Here is a 15,107-nt window from a genome sequence, read left to right on the forward strand (position 1 = left end):
CGGCCCGGTTTCCAGAGCCAGCGTACTAGAGTCTCTTGTCGCGCACGCGCAACTGGCGGGCGCGGGTCAGGATCGCATCCTCGACCGCGCGGGCGGTGCCGGCGGACACCGGGGTGCCGCCTTTGGTTTGCAGTGCTACCTTGAGCGAGCGGGCGTCCAGCGCCGGATCGCTGATATGGATGGTGGCGCGATAGGCGCGTCCGCCCCCCGGCGGTGTGCCGTATCCGGTGGTGATCACACCGGTAAAGGGATCGACCGACTGCACCGGCAGGAAATCCAGCACATCAAGCGAGGCAGACCAGAGATACCGGTTCACCTGTACCCGTGTGTCAGCCTTGCCGCCGCCGAACAGATCCCAGATCGAGGAACGTTCGTAATCGCCGGCGGCTGATTCCCTGTTATGGGTGATTTGATCATCAATCGAGACCGTTTCAACGGCTTGGGCACGGCCCGGGCCACGACTGCAGGAGGCTGCAGCCAGACAGATGGTGACGATCAAGACCACCTTGGTCGGGTTCTTCAGAAAGGTCATTCAGGCAGCCCCGGCTTATCCACTCTGGCCTGTCCTACCCAACAGCGCCATGCTGGGCAAGGCTTTCGTGCGGCTCTCCGCTATGCAGTGTTTACAGCGCGGGGTGGGTAATCCGGCAATACAGTAGGGTAGGAGTGGTTTCGGGGCGTGTAACAGGACTGTGGCAAAGCTGCACCATCCGGAACCACTTTGATCCACGCCTGTCCGCAACTCTTGCCAAAATGGCCCCGAACAAGCGAAACCCCTTTCCATACCCACACCGGATTCCCCGGTTTGGGCGTATGAATTCAAAACCGAGGGAAAGACTATGAAAAAGGTTCTTTTCGCCACGACTGCACTGATCGCGACCGCGAGCATGGCTGCAGCCGAAGTGCGGATCAGCGGCTACGGCCGTTTTGGTATCGACTATAACGACGCCAACGATCGCGCTGTGAACGCAGTTCCCAGCACCACCATCACCAGCCGTCTGCGTCTGCAGTTCGACATGTCCACCGAAACCGATGGTGGCGTTGTTCTGGGCGCGCGTACTCGTGCACAAATCGAAAGCCGTGACAACGCTCCCGGCATTGGTGCCTTCAACGGCGCACGGTTCTATGCCAGCTACGGCGGCTTCACGCTGGGTGTTGGCAACATCATCGGCGCGATCGAAAACATGCCCGGCCTGTACCTGGAAACCCGTACCGCGGGCACTGGTATTGACGGCGCTGGCTTCGTCTCGCTGGTCACCAACGTGAGCAACGAGTACTTCAACTGGGATGCGTATTCGTCGGGTCTCGGTGGCGGTGGCGCCAACGGCGTCGAAGTTCTGTACACCTCGGGCGCCTTCAACGGCCACCTGTCGTACTCGACCAACAACGGTGCCGTTGCTGTTGACCGCGCTGCCGTAGGCGTGTCGTACACCTTTGGTGACTGGACTGCCGCTCTGGCCGCTCAAGACACCGACGAACTTTGGGGCGACAAAGTCGCAGTTTCCATCGCTGGCGATCTGGGTCAATACGGCGTTCGTCTGGCCTATGCCGACAACGAAGGCATCTCCAAATGGGGCCTGTACGGCAACATGGACATCGGCGCAGCGTCGAACGTCTTGGTTTGGGTCACCGAAGAAGACGCAGTTTCGGCTGCTGACGTTCTGGCCGGCCGTGGCGACAACCGCGACACCGCTCTGCTGGATCGTGGCGAAGGTACCTCCTACGGTATCCACTACTCCTATGACCTCGGTGGCGGCGCTTCCTTCGAAGCTGGCTGGCGTGAGTCGTCGGCAGACAACACCACCGTTCAGGCTGGTGTGTACTTCAGCTTCTAATAGCTGTCGTCACGTCTGACGTGATTTGGGCAGGTCTTCGGACCTGCCCTTTTTCTTTTTTGCGGCCCTTTTCATTTGTCGCCAACTGGTGTTTTCCTGCTGCCAGTACTGAAAAAGAGGGTCCGTCATGCCGCTGGAAGAGATCAAAACCCGCATCACCAAGGCCGAGGCCGAGGCCGGGCGCGCGCCGGGGGCGGTCAAGCTGATCGCCGTCTCCAAGGTGCAACCGCTGGAGCGGGTCGAGGCGGTGCTGGATCAAGGCCAACGCGTCTTTGGCGAGAACCGGGTGCAAGAGGCGGCGGGCAAATGGCCGGATTTCAAGACCCGCTATGACGGGGTCGAGCTGCACCTGATCGGCCCGTTGCAAAGCAACAAGGCGCGTCAGGCGATGGGCCTGTTCGACGTGATCCATTCGGTGGACCGGCCCAAGGTTGCCACCGCGCTGGCCCGTCTGGCGCAGGAAGAGGGGCATTGCCCCGCGCTGTTCATTCAAGTGAATACCGGCGAAGAACCACAAAAGGCCGGAATCCTGCCGAGCGAGGCCGATGCCTTTGTCGCGGAGTGCCGGGCGCTGGATCTGCCGCTCATGGGGCTGATGTGCATCCCGCCGGTCGACGAGGAATCGAGCCTGCATTTCGCGCTTTTGGCCAAGATCGCCGCGCGCAACGGGCTGACCGGGTTGTCGATGGGCATGAGCAGCGATTTCGAGACCGCCATCGCGCTGGGGGCCACCCATGTGCGCGTCGGATCAGCGATTTTCGGCGAACGTGTTCCCCCGGCGGCCTGAGAGTGCTTAACGCGCCGGTACGATGATCCGGCTGCCGGGCAGGACCCGTGCCGCCAGCCAGTGCAGATCGGCGCGGGAAAAGGCGATGCACCCTTCGGTCGGAGAACCGGGGCGGCGCCATTGATGCAGGAAGATCGCCGAGCCAGCGCCGGGCTGCGCCTCGGGCCAGTTCCAATCGGTGACCAGAACCAGATCATACAGCGGATCGGCGCGGCGCAACCGCTCGTGGCTGGGGGCATAGGGCGCGCGCACCCAAGTGTTATAGGCCGGATCGCGCCCATCGTCCGACCACAGATCGCGCGGCCCGATGGGCAGAGCCCAATCGTTCGGGCGCCTGATCCGGTCGGGCCGGTACAGCATGCCGACGATCCGATGGATGCCGACCGGCGTTGCGCCGTCGCCCTCGCGTTTGGCGGCAGAAATGCCGCCCTTGCCGATCGAACAGGGCAGCCGCCGTCCGGCAAAGCGCAGCCCCGTGGGCGTCAGAACCAGATCTTCGGGGCTCATAACAGGTGCCCGGATTTCGCGGCCTTGGTGGCCAGATAGGCGCGGTTGTACGCGGTTTCGCCCACTTTGAGCGGCACCCGTTCCGCCACGGTGATGCCGGTTTTTTCCATCATGGCGATCTTTTTCGGGTTGTTGGTCAGCAGCCGGACCGATGAAAAGCCCAGCCCGCGCAGGATGTCGGCACCAAGGCGGAAATCGCGTTCGTCATCCTCGAACCCCAGTCGGTGGTTGGCCTCGACCGTATCGAACCCCTGATCCTGCAGGGAATAGGCGCGCATCTTGTTGGCCAGCCCGATGCCGCGCCCCTCTTGGTTGAGATACAGCAGGATGCCCGCGCCTTCGGCCCCCATCTGCGCCAGCGCGGCGTGCAGTTGCGGGCCGCAATCGCATTTCAGGCTGCCCATCACATCGCCGGTGAAACAGGCCGAATGCAACCGCGCCAGCACCGGTTTGGAGCGGTCGGGGCGGCCGATTTCGATGGCGTAATGTTCTTCCGCGCCGTCCTCGGGGCGGTAGATATGCAAACGCCCCGCCTCCGAAGCCGCGATTGGCAGCCGCGCGTGGACCACCTCGTTCAGCGGGCTGCGTTCGCCCAGATGTGGCACCGCGAGTTGGTGATTGATCCGGGTCAGCCCATGCTCGGCGGCAAAGCGGGTCGCCTCCGCAATCGGCACCACCACGACGGCGGGCAGCAGGCGGGCGGATTTGGTCAGGGCGATGGCCAGACGGTGCAGCGCCGCGCTGCCGCCGCGCTGGCCATTGAGCGGACCTTTCATCGGCGCGTTCAGGTCGTCGGCGGGATCGGCCACCGCACGAATCCACGCCAGATCGGCCCCTTTGGGGATCTCGACCCGTGCCAGATCGCCATCATAGACCCGCGCCTTGAGCGTTTCGGCACGCCGCGCGGTGATGGCGATCACCGGATGTTCGCTCAGTGCGCGCAGATCGCCCAACCGCTCGGCCGTCAGCGTTTCGGCCGCCACGGCAAGCGCCGCGCCGTCCTCGCCGTCAAGGACCACGGGGACGCCCATGCGCAGGTCAGCACGCGCGCGGGCAAGAAGTTCGTTAATATCGGGCAGAAGGCTCATGTGTCAGGGTCCGGCTTTTGGTCGGGTTCTATCTAGGCGGTTTTGTCGGAATATGAAACAAATCCCCTGCAAGGGACACGTCAGCGTGAGCCGTTGCAGCAAAACTTGCCCTCGGTGGGTGCTGGGCTCATTTGGAAAGTAGTGAACAGGAGGACGCCCGTGCCACAGTTGAAAAAGATCTTGTTGGTGGACGATGACGAGGATCTGCGTGACGCGCTGAGCGAACAGCTTGTCATGACCGAGGATTTCGACGTGTTCGAAGCCAGCGATGGCCATGCCGCGATGGAGCGGGTGAAGGAATCGCTGTTTGATCTGGTGATGCTGGACGTGGGCCTGCCTGACACCGACGGGCGGGAACTGTGCCGCCTGATGCGCAAACAGGGGGTCAAGGCGCCGATCCTGATGCTGACCGGGCATGATACCGATTCCGACACCATTCTGGGGCTCGATGCGGGGGCCAACGATTACGTGTCCAAGCCGTTCAAATTCCCGGTTCTGCTGGCCCGCATCCGGGCCCAGTTGCGCCAGCACGAGCAATCAGAGGACGCGGTGTTCCAGCTTGGCCCCTATACGTTCAAGCCCGCGATGAAGATGTTGATCACCGGGGACGAGCGCAAGATCCGCTTGACTGAGAAGGAAACCAACATCCTGAAATTCCTCTATCGCTCGACCGAGGGGGTGGTTCCGCGCGATGTGCTGCTGCACGAGGTTTGGGGATATAACGCGGGGGTCACGACCCATACGCTGGAAACCCACATCTATCGTCTGCGCCAGAAGATCGAGCCGGACCCCTCTAATGCACGGCTTTTGGTCACGGAATCCGGCGGCTATCGCCTGATGGCCTGAACCGAGACAAAATTGACGTAGATCAAGGACGGTTGGCGCCCGACTTCCTTATCTGAAGCCATCCCGTGCATGTCCGGGTTCTGACATGCACCTCCCTGTTGGACTTGGCCGGGCCGTTGTGCCCGGTCTTTTTTTGTCTGGTGTTCGGGGGTGGGGTGTTCGGGCGAGTCCCGGTGGCGGCGCCGGCAAACTCCGGTTGTGGCGCGGGCAAAGGGGCCATACCTTGCCGGCAACGCGATCAGGAGAGACGTCATGCCCTTCAGCCTTGCCACTTGGAACATCAACTCGGTCCGCCTGCGCGAGGGGCTGGTCTGCAAGCTGATGCAGCAGGAGGCCCCCGATGTGCTGTGCCTGCAGGAATGCAAAAGCCCGGTGGACAAGATCCCGTTGGAGGGGTTTCGCGCGCTGGGATACACCCACATGGTCGCGCGCGGGCAAAAGGGCTATAACGGCGTGGCGATCCTGTCGAAACGACCGCTTGAGGACATGGGCGACATGGATTTCGCCGGGCTGGGCCATGCCCGTCATGTGGCGGCGCGGCTGGAAAACGGGGTGGTGATCCACAATTTCTATGTGCCCGCCGGCGGCGACAAACCCGACCGCGAGGTGAACGAGAAATTCGGCCAAAAGCTCGACTACCTCACCGAGATGCGCGACTGGTTTCGCACTGAAAGGTTCGGGAAATCGATCATGGTGGGGGATCTGAATATCGCCCCGCGCGAAGATGACGTCTGGGATCACAAGAAACTTCTCAAGGTGGTCAGCCATACCCCGGTCGAGGTCGCGCAACTGGCCGAAACGCAGGAGGCCGGAGGCTGGGTCGATGTCACCCGCTCGGACATCCCCGAGGGCCAGCTGTATTCTTGGTGGTCCTACCGCGCCCGCGACTGGGACGAGGCCGACAAGGGGCGGCGGCTGGATCACATCTGGGCCACCGCCGACATCGCCGGGGCCGGGCATGGCAGCCGCGTGTTGCGCGCGGCGCGCGGCTGGGAACAGCCCAGCGACCACGCCCCGGTGTTCGCCGAATTCGACCTGTGATCGCGGCGCGCCAAGGGCAATTGCGGCAAAGGCCCGATGCTTGCCCCTTGGTTTCTGCGCCCACAGCTTTCATATAGAACGCAAGCGCAAAGCGGAGAACTGAAATGATGGATATTCTCACAGGCAATGGTGCGGCACCGGCCGCCGACCTGATCAAGGATGCAACCGAGGCCACCTTCATGGCCGATGTGATCGAGGCCTCGAAAGAGCTGCCGATCATCGTCGATTTCTGGGCCCCTTGGTGTGGGCCGTGCAAGACGCTGGGCCCGCAGTTGGAAGAGGCCGTCAAGGCCGCCGGTGGGGCGGTGAAGATGGTCAAGGTCAACGTGGACGAGGCCCAGATGCTGGCCGGGCAATTGCAGATTCAGTCGATCCCGACCGTCTATGCCTTTTTCCAGGGCCAGCCGGTGGACGGGTTTCAGGGCGCGCAGCCGGCTTCGGAAATCAAGGCGTTCATCGACCGGGCGATCGAGGCTGGGGGCGGTGAAGCCGCCGGTGGGCATCTGGACGAGGCCGTCGCCGCCGCCGAAGAAATGCTGGCCGAGGGGGCCGCAGTCGATGCGGCGCAGACCTTTGCCGCGATCCTGGAGGAAGACCCCAACCATGCCGCCGCCTATGGCGGGCTGGTGCGGGCCCATATCGCAACCGGCGATCTGGATCAGGCCGAGGCAGTGCTGAACGGCGCCCCGGCCGAGATTTCGCATGCGCCGGAACTTGAGGCCGCGCATGCCCAGTTGGAACTGGCACGTCAGGCCGCGGATGCCGGCCCGGTGGCCGAGCTTTTGGCGGCGGTCGAGGCCGACGAGAGCAATCTTCAGGCGCGGTTCGATCTGGCCACGGCGCTGCATGCCAATGGCGATGTCGAGGCGGCGGTGGAGCAACTTCTGACCCTGTTTCGGCGCGACCGGGAGTGGAACGATGGTGCCGCCAAGGCCCAGCTGCTTACCATTTTCGAAGCGCTCAAGCCCAATGATCCCATCGTTCTGAACGGACGTCGCAGGCTCAGCTCGATGATATTTGCCTAATGCCGGTTCGGGGCTAGACTCATCGTGATGATGCAAACCTCTGATCTGCCCGATACCGTCGCTGTCTTTCCATTGCCCGGGGCGCTTTTGCTGCCCCGGTCACGATTGCCGCTGCATATCTTTGAACCGCGCTATCTGCAGATGTTGGAAGACGCGCTGAAGACGCCGCAGCGGTTGATCGGGATGGTCCAGCCCAGCCCATTGCCGGGTCGAGCAGACGCGCTGCACAGCATCGGTTGCGCTGGGCGCGTCACCCAGTTTTCGGAAACCGAGGATGGCCGCTATCTGATCACGCTGACGGGGATCAGCCGGTTCCGTCTGTTGCAGGAGGTGGACGGGTTCACCCCCTATCGCCGTGCTGCGGTGTCCTGGGACGGGTTCGAGCGTGATCTTGGCCGGGAGGAGCGCGACCCCGGCTTTGACCGCGACCAGTTTCTGGATCTGCTGGGGCGGTTCTTTGCCGCCCGCGAGCTGAATACCGACTGGGACACGTTGAAACAGGCCGAGGACGAGTTGCTGATCAACTCGCTGTCGATGTTGCTTGACTTCGAGCCTGAGGACAAGCAGGCCCTGCTTGAGGCGCCGTCGCTGGAAACGCGACGTGAAACGCTGGTCACGCTGATTGAGTTCACGATGCGTGGCGGATCGAGTGAGGAGATATTGCAATGACCGACGCCCCGACCAACCGCTCCGCTGTTTCGCCCCCCTTTGATCGCCGCATGTTGGAGGCGCTGATCTGTCCGCAGACCCAGACCACGCTGGACTACGACGCCGCAAATCAAGAGCTGATTTCCAAGGCGGCGGGTCTGGCCTTTCCGATCCGCAACGGCATTCCGGTAATGCTGGTGGACGAGGCGCGCACGCTGGACTGAAGGTGGACTGAACGGCGCGCGCCAACTCAGATCGCGCGGCTCATCTAGCCCGCGTCAGATCTGTTGTCCGCGCAGCAGGCGCGGCAATTCGCCGGTCAGACCGGCGGCTTCGCGTATAAAGCCACGGCGCAGGGCGGGGACGGAATTGACCAGCCCCATGCCCAGATCTCGACCCAGCCGCAGCAGCGGGTTGTCGTTCGAGAACAGCCTGTTGAACGCATCGGTCGCCAGCGCCAGCGTGGCGGTATCGAAATGGCGCCACTGCTGGTAACGCTCCAGCACGCTTAGCGCGCCGATATCTTCGCCCCGGCGGGCGGCATGAACCAGCACCTCGGCCAGCGCGGCGACATCGCGCAACCCGGCATTCAACCCCTGTCCCGCGATCGGATGCATGCCGTGCGCCGCATCCCCCACCAGCGCCAGCCGCTCGGCGATAAAGCTGTTGGCGACGGTCAGGCCCAGCGGATAGGTCCAGCGTGTGCCGGCCAGTTTGATTTCGCCCAGAAAATCGCCAAACCGGGGGCGCAGGGCGGCCAGATATTCGGCCTCGGGCAGGGCGTTGATCGCTTCGGCGGTCTCGGTCCGCTCGCTCCAGACGATCGAGCTGCGGTTGCCGGTCAACGGCAGAATCGCCAGCGGCCCCGGTGGCATGAAGAACTGATGCGCGACACCGTGGTGCGGCTTTTCGTGTTCGATCGCGCAGACCAGCGCGGTCTGGCCATAGCCCCAGCCGGTGCGGGTGATTCCGGCGCGTTTGGCGGTGCCGCTGTTGCGCCCGTCGCAGCCGACCAGCAGCTTGCCGGTCAGGGTGCGGCCATCTGCCAGCACCACCTCGACACCGCTGGGGCCGGTGGTTTGCGCGACCACGGTGCCGTCGATCTGGGTGACGCCCGGCTCATTGTCCAGCGCGTCGAGAAAGGCGCGGCGCAGGTGGCGATCCTCGACCATAAAGCCCATCGGGCCCTCTTCGATTTCGTCATGGTCGAAATGCATGAAAAACGGTGACGGGCCAGCGCCGGCGTGGCCATCGGTGACCTTGATATCCAGCATCGGTTGCGCCTGATCGGCGATCTTGTCCCAGACGCCGATCATCGCCAGCAGCCGTTGCGAGGCCAGCGCCAGCGCATAGGCGCGCCCGTCGAACCCGGCGTCCTTGCGCAGGGCCTCGGGCAGGGCATCAATCAGGGTAACGCGCTGTCCCGTCTGGGCCAGCGCCAAGGCCAGCGCGGGGCCGTTCAGCCCGCCGCCCACGATCACGATATCGGTGTCATTCGTCATGCCCCGCAATATGACCTCTGCTTCGGGATTGTCCATGCGCGACGCTGTCGCTACCGTCGCGAAAACGAAATCCAAGGGGAAAGACATGCGGGACTGGCTGACCATGACGGCGGGCGATTTGGGGCGCGGTATTGAACGGGGAGAGATTGACCCGGTCGCGCTGGCACAAACCTATCTGGAGGCCATCGACGCCGATCCGCAAACGTCGCGCATCTATGCCCGCGTCACCCATGACCGCGCCTTGGCCGAGGCCGGGGCGGCGCAGGCCCGCGCGCAGGCCGGGCGGCGGCTGTCACCGCTCGACGGGGTGCCGGTGAGCTGGAAGGATCTGTTCGACACCGCAGGCACGGCGACCGAGGCGGGCTCTGCCCTGCTCAAGGGGCGGGTGCCGCAGGCGGATGCGGCGGTGTTGCGCAACGCCACCGCGATGGGGCTGGTGTGTCTGGGCAAGACCCACATGAGCGAACTGGCGTTTTCCGGGCTGGGGCTGAACCCCAGCACCGCGACCGCGCCGAACGTGAACGATCCCGAGGGCGCGCCGGGGGGCTCGTCCTCGGGCGCGGCGGCCTCGGTGGCGTTCAATCTGGCGGCGGCGGGGATCGGCTCGGACACCGGCGGGTCGGTGCGCATCCCCTCGGTCTGGAACGATCTGGTGGGGCTCAAGACCACTTCGGGGCGGATCAGTCTCGACGGCGTGGTGCCGCTGTGTCTGAGGTTCGACACCGTGGGGCCGCTGGCGCGCTCGGTCGAGGATGCGGCGCTGTTGCTGGCGGCGCTGGAGGGCAAGCGGCGAGCGCCCGATCTTGCCGGTGCCACGCTGAAGGGGCGGCGGCTGGCGGTGCTGAACACCTTGGCGATGGATGACTTGCGCGAGGCCCCGGCGCGCGCCTTTGACGAAGCGGTGGCAAAGTTCCGCGAGGCCGGGGCCGTGATCACCGAGGTCGAGGTGCCGGAGCTGGTCGGAGCACATGCGCTGTCGCCAGCCTTGTTCACTGGCGAGGCCTATGGGCTGTGGCGCGATGTGATCGAGGCCAATCCCGACGCGATGTTCGGTGAGATCCGCGACCGGTTCCGCGCTGGCGCGAAGGTCTCGGCCCCTGATTACGTCGCGGCCTGGCAAAAGCTGGAGGCCGCCCGCGTTGCATGGGCTCGCGCGACCGCCGGATTTGACGCGGTAATTTGCCCGACCGCGCCGATTCTGCCACCCGAGGTGGACCGGCTGATGACCGACTCGGAGTATTACGTCACCGAGAACCTGCTGACCCTGCGCAACACGCGGGTGGGCAACCTGATGGGGCTTTGCGGGTTGACGCTGCCCACGGGTGTGCCGTCTTGCGGGGTGCAGCTGCTGGCGGCGCCCAATACCGAAGAGGCCCTGTTGCGGCTGGGCGCGGCGGCCGAGGCAGCGCTGGCCTGAATGCCACAATTCCCCGGTTGCCCCCCGGCTTAGGCTGGACGCAAGAGCCACATCCCTGTACCCTTTGGAGAAACGGGACGCCAATGATCCCGACCTTGAGGCAGAGATATGGACTTTCCCGAGCGGTTTTCGAACCTGCCGCCTTACGCGTTTCCGCGTCTGCGCACGCTGCTGGACTCTCACGAGCCCGGCGGTGACGTGGTGCATATGACGATCGGAGAACCCAAGCATGAATTTCCCGCTTGGGTGACCGAGACGATCACGGCCCATGCGGCAGAGTTCAACAGCTATCCGCCCAATGACGGCACGCCCGCGCTGCGCGGCGCGATTTCTGGCTGGCTCGGGCGCCGTTACGGTGTCGAGGCCGATCCCGACACGCAGGTGATGGCGCTGAACGGCACGCGCGAGGGGCTGTATAATGCCGCCATGGCGCTGTGCCCCGAGGTCAAGAATGGCCAACGCCCGGTGGTGCTGATCCCGAACCCGTTCTATCAGGTCTATATGATCGCGGCGCTTTCGGTGGGGGCCGAGCCGGTGTTCCTGCCCGCCACCTCCCTCACCGGGCAACTGCCGGATTTCAACGCGGTTTCCGAGGATGTCCTGAATCGCACCGCCATCGCCTATATCTGTTCGCCCGCCAATCCGCAGGGCGCAGTGGCAAGCCGGGATTACTGGGCCAATCTGATCGCGCTGGCGGAAAAGCATGATTTCCGCATCTTTGCCGATGAATGTTACTCCGAGATCTACCGCGATGCGCCGCCGGTGGGGGCGTTGAGCGTCGCGCGCGATATGGGGGCCGATCCGGAACGGGTCGTGCTGTTCAATTCGCTGTCGAAACGGTCGAATCTGCCCGGGCTGCGCTCGGGCTTTGTCGCCGGTGGGCCGGACAGCATGGCGCGGATCAAGACCTTGCGCGCCTATTCCGGGGCGCCGCTGCCGGGGCCGTTGCAGGCCGCCGCCGCAAGGGTCTGGTCGGACGAGGCGCATGTGGAAGAAAACCGCGCGCTCTATCAGGAGAAATACCGCATCGCCGATACGGTGATGGCGGGCATTCAGGGCTATCAAGCCCCTGAGGCGGGCTTTTTCCTGTGGTTGCCGGTCGAGGATGGCGAGGCCGCCGCGCTCAAGGCGTGGACGCAAACCGGGGTGCGTGTGCTGCCCGGCGCCTATCTTGCGCGCGAGGTGAATGGGCAGAACCCCGGCAAGGGGTACGTCAGGGTCGCGATGGTGGCCCCGAAGACTGAGTTGCAGCGCGGGCTGATCAAGCTCCGCGACTGTTTGTACGTATAAGAACGGCAGGACCGAGGGACAGCATGGCATTTCAATCGCGCAGCCGCGATCCTTTGCTGGATAGCAATATGCAGGCTCTGATCGAGAAACGTGGCAGAGAGCTGATCGGGATTGCCCTGATCTGTCTCGGGTTGGCGGCGGCGGCCATGATTGGCTCGTATACGCCGGACGATCCCAACTGGATGGTTTCGACCGATGCGCCGGTACAGAACTGGCTGGGGCGTCTGGGTGCCTCGATTGCCGCGCCGCTGTTCATGGTGGTGGGCGAGGGCAGCTGGGGCATCGCGCTGGTGCTGGTGGCTTGGGGGCTGCGCTATGCCCTGCACTATGGCGATGAGCGCGCGATGTCGCGGCTGATCTTTGCCCCAATCGCGGTGGCGCTGGGCGCGGTCTATGCCGCCACGCTGGTGCCGGGGGCGCAATGGCACGCGACGCACAGCTTTGGTCTGGGCGGGCTGTTCGGCGACACGGTGATGGGCGCGCTGCTGACGCTGTTGCCGATGGGGTCGCATTTCGCGGTCAAGCTGATGTCCTTGATTACGGCGCTGTCGATGCTGGCATTGGGGGCCTATGTGCTGGGCTTTACCCGGCCCGAGGTCACCCGCGTGCTGCGGTTCGCAATGATCGGTGTCGTGATGGTCTATGGCGCGATCGTTACCCTTGTGGGGCGCGGTGCAGGCGCTGCGGCGCAGGCGGCGCGGGAACGGCAGGCCTTGCGCGCCGAGCGCCGCGAGGCCGAGCGTCAGGCGCAGGCCGCCTATGAGGCCGAACTGGCCCTGCAGGAGGCCGCAGAGCCGGTGATCGAGGCGCCAGAACTGGTCGCGCATGCCGCGCCGGTGGCCGAAGAGCGCAGCAGTTTCCTGTCGCGCATGCCGGCGCTGATCCGTCGTCCCGAACCGATGCCCGAACCCGAACTGGTCGAGCCGGAGTGGGCCGCGCCCGATCAGGCGATGCCGGGCGATGACCGGATCCGCGCCAAGATCTCGGATGCGATCCGCGCCCGTGCTCGGACCGGATTCGTGGCCAAGCCCGTCGCCGATCCCACCCGACCCTTGACCAAGGGCCGCGGGCGCGGTCCGACGCCGCTGGTGCTGGATCGCGTCGGCGACACGAGCTTGCCGCCAGAACCGCCGGTGACCGGGCCGCAGGCCGGGTTGCCGCCTGAACTGCCGTTGACAGCCCCGATTTCTGCTCCGATTTCAACTTCGATTTCTGCGACCTTTGGCTCGGTTGCCGCCCCGATTGCTGCCCCGACTTCTGCGAGCGCCATGCCAATTCTGCGCGGCACATCGAACGCGTACTCTGTGCAGTCTGAGCCCTACCAAGCGACGGCGCAGGACATGATGCCCGAGCTGGCGGACGACGACGACCTGATGCCCGCGCCGATGTCGGAGCCGTCTGCCCCGATGCAGGCCGCAACGATTGCCCCGGTGCCGCAGGCCCGCCCCGTCCTGCCGCAGGTGCCGGTGGCCGAGCCGCGCAAGGTGGTCCAGAACATCCCGCGCAAGGTGGCCGTGCCGTCGCGCCGGGCCCAGGAAGAGGTGCAGCCAGCACTGGCCTTTGACGAGACCGAGGTTGAATTCGAACTGCCCCCGCTGGGCCTGCTGACCAACCCGTCCAATGAAGATTGCATGTATCTCAGCGACGAGGCGTTGGAGGAAAACGCCCGGATGCTGGAAAACGTGCTGGACGACTATGGCGTCAAGGGCGAGATCGTCTCGGTTCGCCCCGGCCCCGTGGTCACGATGTACGAATTGGAGCCAGCACCGGGCTTGAAAGCCAGCCGTGTCATCGGGCTTGCCGATGATATCGCGCGCTCGATGTCGGCGCTGTCCGCGCGCGTCTCGACCGTGCCGGGCCGGTCGGTGATCGGGATCGAACTGCCCAATGAGACCCGCGAGAAAGTGGTCCTGCGCGAGATCCTCTCGTCGCGCGATTTCGGTGACAGCAAGATGAGCCTGCCGCTGGCGCTGGGCAAGGATATCGGCGGCGGATCGGTGGTGGCGAATCTGGCCAAGATGCCTCACCTGCTGATCGCGGGGACCACCGGGTCGGGTAAATCGGTGGCGATCAACACCATGATCCTCAGCCTGCTGTACAAGCTGACGCCCGAGGAATGCCGGTTGATCATGATCGACCCCAAGATGTTGGAACTGTCGGTGTATGACGGCATTCCGCATCTGCTCTCTCCGGTGGTGACCGACCCGAAAAAGGCGGTTGTCGCGCTGAAGTGGACCGTGGGCGAGATGGAAGATCGCTATCGCAAGATGTCCAAGACCGGCGTGCGCAACATCGAGGGCTATAACGGTCGCGTGCGCGAGGCGCTGGCCAAGGGCGAGATGTTCTCGCGCACGGTGCAGACCGGATTTGACGATGATACCGGCGAGCCGGTGTTCGAAACCGAGGAATTCCAGCCCGTCGCGCTGCCCTATATCGTGGTGATCGTGGACGAGATGGCTGACCTGATGATGGTCGCCGGCAAAGAGATCGAAGCCTGCATCCAGCGTCTGGCGCAGATGGCGCGGGCCTCGGGCATCCACCTGATCATGGCGACGCAGCGCCCCTCGGTCGATGTCATCACCGGCACGATCAAGGCCAACTTCCCCACCCGGATTTCGTTCCAGGTGACCTCCAAGGTGGACAGTCGCACCATCCTTGGCGAACAGGGGGCCGAACAGCTTCTTGGGATGGGCGACATGCTGTATATGGCGGGCGGGGCCAAGATTACCCGCTGCCACGGCCCCTTCGTCTCGGACGAAGAGGTTGAGGAGGTCGTGACGCACCTCAAGCAGTTCGGTCCGCCGGATTATGTCAACAAGGTGCTCGACGGTCACGACGACGAAAAGGCCGACAATATCGACGCGGTGCTGGGCCTGTCCACCGGTGGCAATACCGACGTGGAGGATGCGCTCTACGATACCGCGGTGCAAATCGTCATCAAGGACCGCAAATGTTCCACCTCCTATATCCAGCGCAAACTGGCGATCGGCTATAACAAGGCCGCGCGTCTGGTCGAACAGATGGAGGACGAGGGGCTCGTCAGCCCGGCCAACCATGTCGGCAAGCGCGAGATCCTGGTGCCGGAACAGAACTAGCGACGGCTTACAATCGTCGGCTGCCT

At 64.3% G+C, this 15,107-nt stretch carries 14 protein-coding genes; 10 read left to right on the top strand and 4 right to left on the bottom strand.

Features of this window, described 5'->3' with window-relative positions; translation table 11 throughout:
* Nucleotides 1-25: 25 nt before the first annotated feature.
* The gene (locus tag E1B25_RS16015; protein WP_132830529.1) at nucleotides 26-532 is read right to left on the bottom strand and encodes a DUF3576 domain-containing protein; all 507 of its coding nucleotides are present in this window, start codon (nucleotides 530-532) and stop codon (nucleotides 26-28) included.
* Nucleotides 533-839: 307 nt separating this feature from the next.
* Here E1B25_RS16015 and E1B25_RS16020 point away from each other — a divergent pair, with 307 nt between their 5' ends.
* Together E1B25_RS16020 and E1B25_RS16025 are read left to right on the top strand one after the other, a co-directional pair.
* On the top strand, nucleotides 840-1,835 hold the full coding sequence (locus E1B25_RS16020) for a porin (protein ID WP_132830530.1): 996 nt from the start codon (nucleotides 840-842) through the stop codon (nucleotides 1,833-1,835).
* A 127-nt stretch (nucleotides 1,836-1,962) separates the two neighbouring features.
* Nucleotides 1,963-2,622, top strand: coding sequence for a YggS family pyridoxal phosphate-dependent enzyme (locus E1B25_RS16025; RefSeq protein WP_132830531.1), 660 nt, complete (start codon nucleotides 1,963-1,965; stop codon nucleotides 2,620-2,622).
* Between the two features lie 6 nt (nucleotides 2,623-2,628).
* On the opposite strand, the gene E1B25_RS16030 is transcribed toward E1B25_RS16025, so the two are convergent.
* Entirely contained in the window at nucleotides 2,629-3,129 is a 501-nt protein-coding gene (locus E1B25_RS16030) for a L,D-transpeptidase family protein (protein WP_206338565.1), read from the bottom strand.
* Nucleotides 3,126-4,217: a GTP cyclohydrolase II gene (ribA, locus tag E1B25_RS16035; RefSeq protein ID WP_132830532.1), complete on the bottom strand. Its 1,092-nt coding sequence runs from the start codon at nucleotides 4,215-4,217 to the stop codon at nucleotides 3,126-3,128. The genes E1B25_RS16030 and ribA overlap by 4 nt, the downstream gene beginning before the upstream one ends.
* A gap of 159 nt (nucleotides 4,218-4,376) precedes the next feature.
* On the opposite strand from ribA, the gene E1B25_RS16040 reads away from it, so the two are divergent.
* The 5 genes from E1B25_RS16040 to E1B25_RS16060 all read left to right on the top strand — a co-directional run bounded on the left by E1B25_RS16040 (nucleotide 4,377) and on the right by E1B25_RS16060 (nucleotide 8,001).
* Nucleotides 4,377-5,063 (top strand): response regulator transcription factor, encoded by a 687-nt coding sequence (locus E1B25_RS16040; protein ID WP_132830533.1) that lies wholly within the window; start codon nucleotides 4,377-4,379, stop codon nucleotides 5,061-5,063.
* A gap of 252 nt (nucleotides 5,064-5,315) precedes the next feature.
* On the top strand, nucleotides 5,316-6,104 hold the full coding sequence (locus E1B25_RS16045; RefSeq protein WP_132830534.1) for an exodeoxyribonuclease III: 789 nt from the start codon (nucleotides 5,316-5,318) through the stop codon (nucleotides 6,102-6,104).
* A gap of 107 nt (nucleotides 6,105-6,211) precedes the next feature.
* On the top strand, nucleotides 6,212-7,129 hold the full coding sequence (gene trxA / locus E1B25_RS16050; protein ID WP_425358939.1) for a thioredoxin: 918 nt from the start codon (nucleotides 6,212-6,214) through the stop codon (nucleotides 7,127-7,129).
* Between the two features lie 27 nt (nucleotides 7,130-7,156).
* Entirely contained in the window at nucleotides 7,157-7,798 is a 642-nt protein-coding gene (locus E1B25_RS16055) for an LON peptidase substrate-binding domain-containing protein (protein ID WP_132830536.1), read from the top strand.
* On the top strand, nucleotides 7,795-8,001 hold the full coding sequence (locus E1B25_RS16060; protein ID WP_132830537.1) for a Trm112 family protein: 207 nt from the start codon (nucleotides 7,795-7,797) through the stop codon (nucleotides 7,999-8,001). Before E1B25_RS16055 ends, E1B25_RS16060 begins: the two co-directional genes overlap by 4 nt.
* A gap of 54 nt (nucleotides 8,002-8,055) precedes the next feature.
* Here the strand turns inward: E1B25_RS16060 and E1B25_RS16065 are convergent, their stop codons facing one another.
* The gene (locus tag E1B25_RS16065; protein ID WP_132830538.1) at nucleotides 8,056-9,279 is read right to left on the bottom strand and encodes an FAD-dependent monooxygenase; all 1,224 of its coding nucleotides are present in this window, start codon (nucleotides 9,277-9,279) and stop codon (nucleotides 8,056-8,058) included.
* An 85-nt stretch (nucleotides 9,280-9,364) separates the two neighbouring features.
* Here E1B25_RS16065 and E1B25_RS16070 point away from each other — a divergent pair, with 85 nt between their 5' ends.
* The 3 genes from E1B25_RS16070 to E1B25_RS16080 all read left to right on the top strand — a co-directional run bounded on the left by E1B25_RS16070 (nucleotide 9,365) and on the right by E1B25_RS16080 (nucleotide 15,081).
* Nucleotides 9,365-10,696: an amidase gene (locus E1B25_RS16070; protein ID WP_132830539.1), complete on the top strand. Its 1,332-nt coding sequence runs from the start codon at nucleotides 9,365-9,367 to the stop codon at nucleotides 10,694-10,696.
* 108 nt (nucleotides 10,697-10,804) lie between these two features.
* A complete protein-coding gene (locus tag E1B25_RS16075; RefSeq protein ID WP_132830540.1) occupies nucleotides 10,805-11,986 on the top strand; it encodes an aminotransferase class I/II-fold pyridoxal phosphate-dependent enzyme in 1,182 nt (393 codons plus the stop codon).
* A gap of 23 nt (nucleotides 11,987-12,009) precedes the next feature.
* Nucleotides 12,010-15,081: a DNA translocase FtsK gene (locus E1B25_RS16080; RefSeq protein ID WP_132830541.1), complete on the top strand. Its 3,072-nt coding sequence runs from the start codon at nucleotides 12,010-12,012 to the stop codon at nucleotides 15,079-15,081.
* Nucleotides 15,082-15,107 lie beyond the last annotated feature (26 nt).

The sequence above is a fragment of the Antarcticimicrobium sediminis genome (assembly GCF_004348975.1).
Taxonomy (GTDB): domain Bacteria; phylum Pseudomonadota; class Alphaproteobacteria; order Rhodobacterales; family Rhodobacteraceae; genus Antarcticimicrobium; species Antarcticimicrobium sediminis.

Excerpts from the sequence above, each read along its gene's own strand:
- E1B25_RS16080 (WP_132830541.1), top strand. The coding sequence starts at position 12,010 with ATGGCATTTCAATCGCGCAGCCGCGATCCTTTGCTGGATAGCAATATG.
- trxA (WP_425358939.1), top strand. The coding sequence starts at position 6,212 with ATGGATATTCTCACAGGCAATGGTGCGGCACCGGCCGCCGACCTGATC.
- E1B25_RS16055 (WP_132830536.1), top strand. The coding sequence starts at position 7,157 with ATGATGCAAACCTCTGATCTGCCCGATACCGTCGCTGTCTTTCCATTG.
- E1B25_RS16060 (WP_132830537.1), top strand. The coding sequence starts at position 7,795 with ATGACCGACGCCCCGACCAACCGCTCCGCTGTTTCGCCCCCCTTTGAT.
- E1B25_RS16030 (WP_206338565.1), bottom strand. The coding sequence starts at position 3,129 with ATGAGCCCCGAAGATCTGGTTCTGACGCCCACGGGGCTGCGCTTTGCC.
- E1B25_RS16075 (WP_132830540.1), top strand. The coding sequence starts at position 10,805 with ATGGACTTTCCCGAGCGGTTTTCGAACCTGCCGCCTTACGCGTTTCCG.
- ribA (WP_132830532.1), bottom strand. The coding sequence starts at position 4,217 with ATGAGCCTTCTGCCCGATATTAACGAACTTCTTGCCCGCGCGCGTGCT.
- E1B25_RS16025 (WP_132830531.1), top strand. The coding sequence starts at position 1,963 with ATGCCGCTGGAAGAGATCAAAACCCGCATCACCAAGGCCGAGGCCGAG.
- E1B25_RS16065 (WP_132830538.1), bottom strand. The coding sequence starts at position 9,279 with ATGACGAATGACACCGATATCGTGATCGTGGGCGGCGGGCTGAACGGC.
- E1B25_RS16020 (WP_132830530.1), top strand. The coding sequence starts at position 840 with ATGAAAAAGGTTCTTTTCGCCACGACTGCACTGATCGCGACCGCGAGC.
- E1B25_RS16015 (WP_132830529.1), bottom strand. The coding sequence starts at position 532 with ATGACCTTTCTGAAGAACCCGACCAAGGTGGTCTTGATCGTCACCATC.
- E1B25_RS16070 (WP_132830539.1), top strand. The coding sequence starts at position 9,365 with ATGCGGGACTGGCTGACCATGACGGCGGGCGATTTGGGGCGCGGTATT.
- E1B25_RS16045 (WP_132830534.1), top strand. The coding sequence starts at position 5,316 with ATGCCCTTCAGCCTTGCCACTTGGAACATCAACTCGGTCCGCCTGCGC.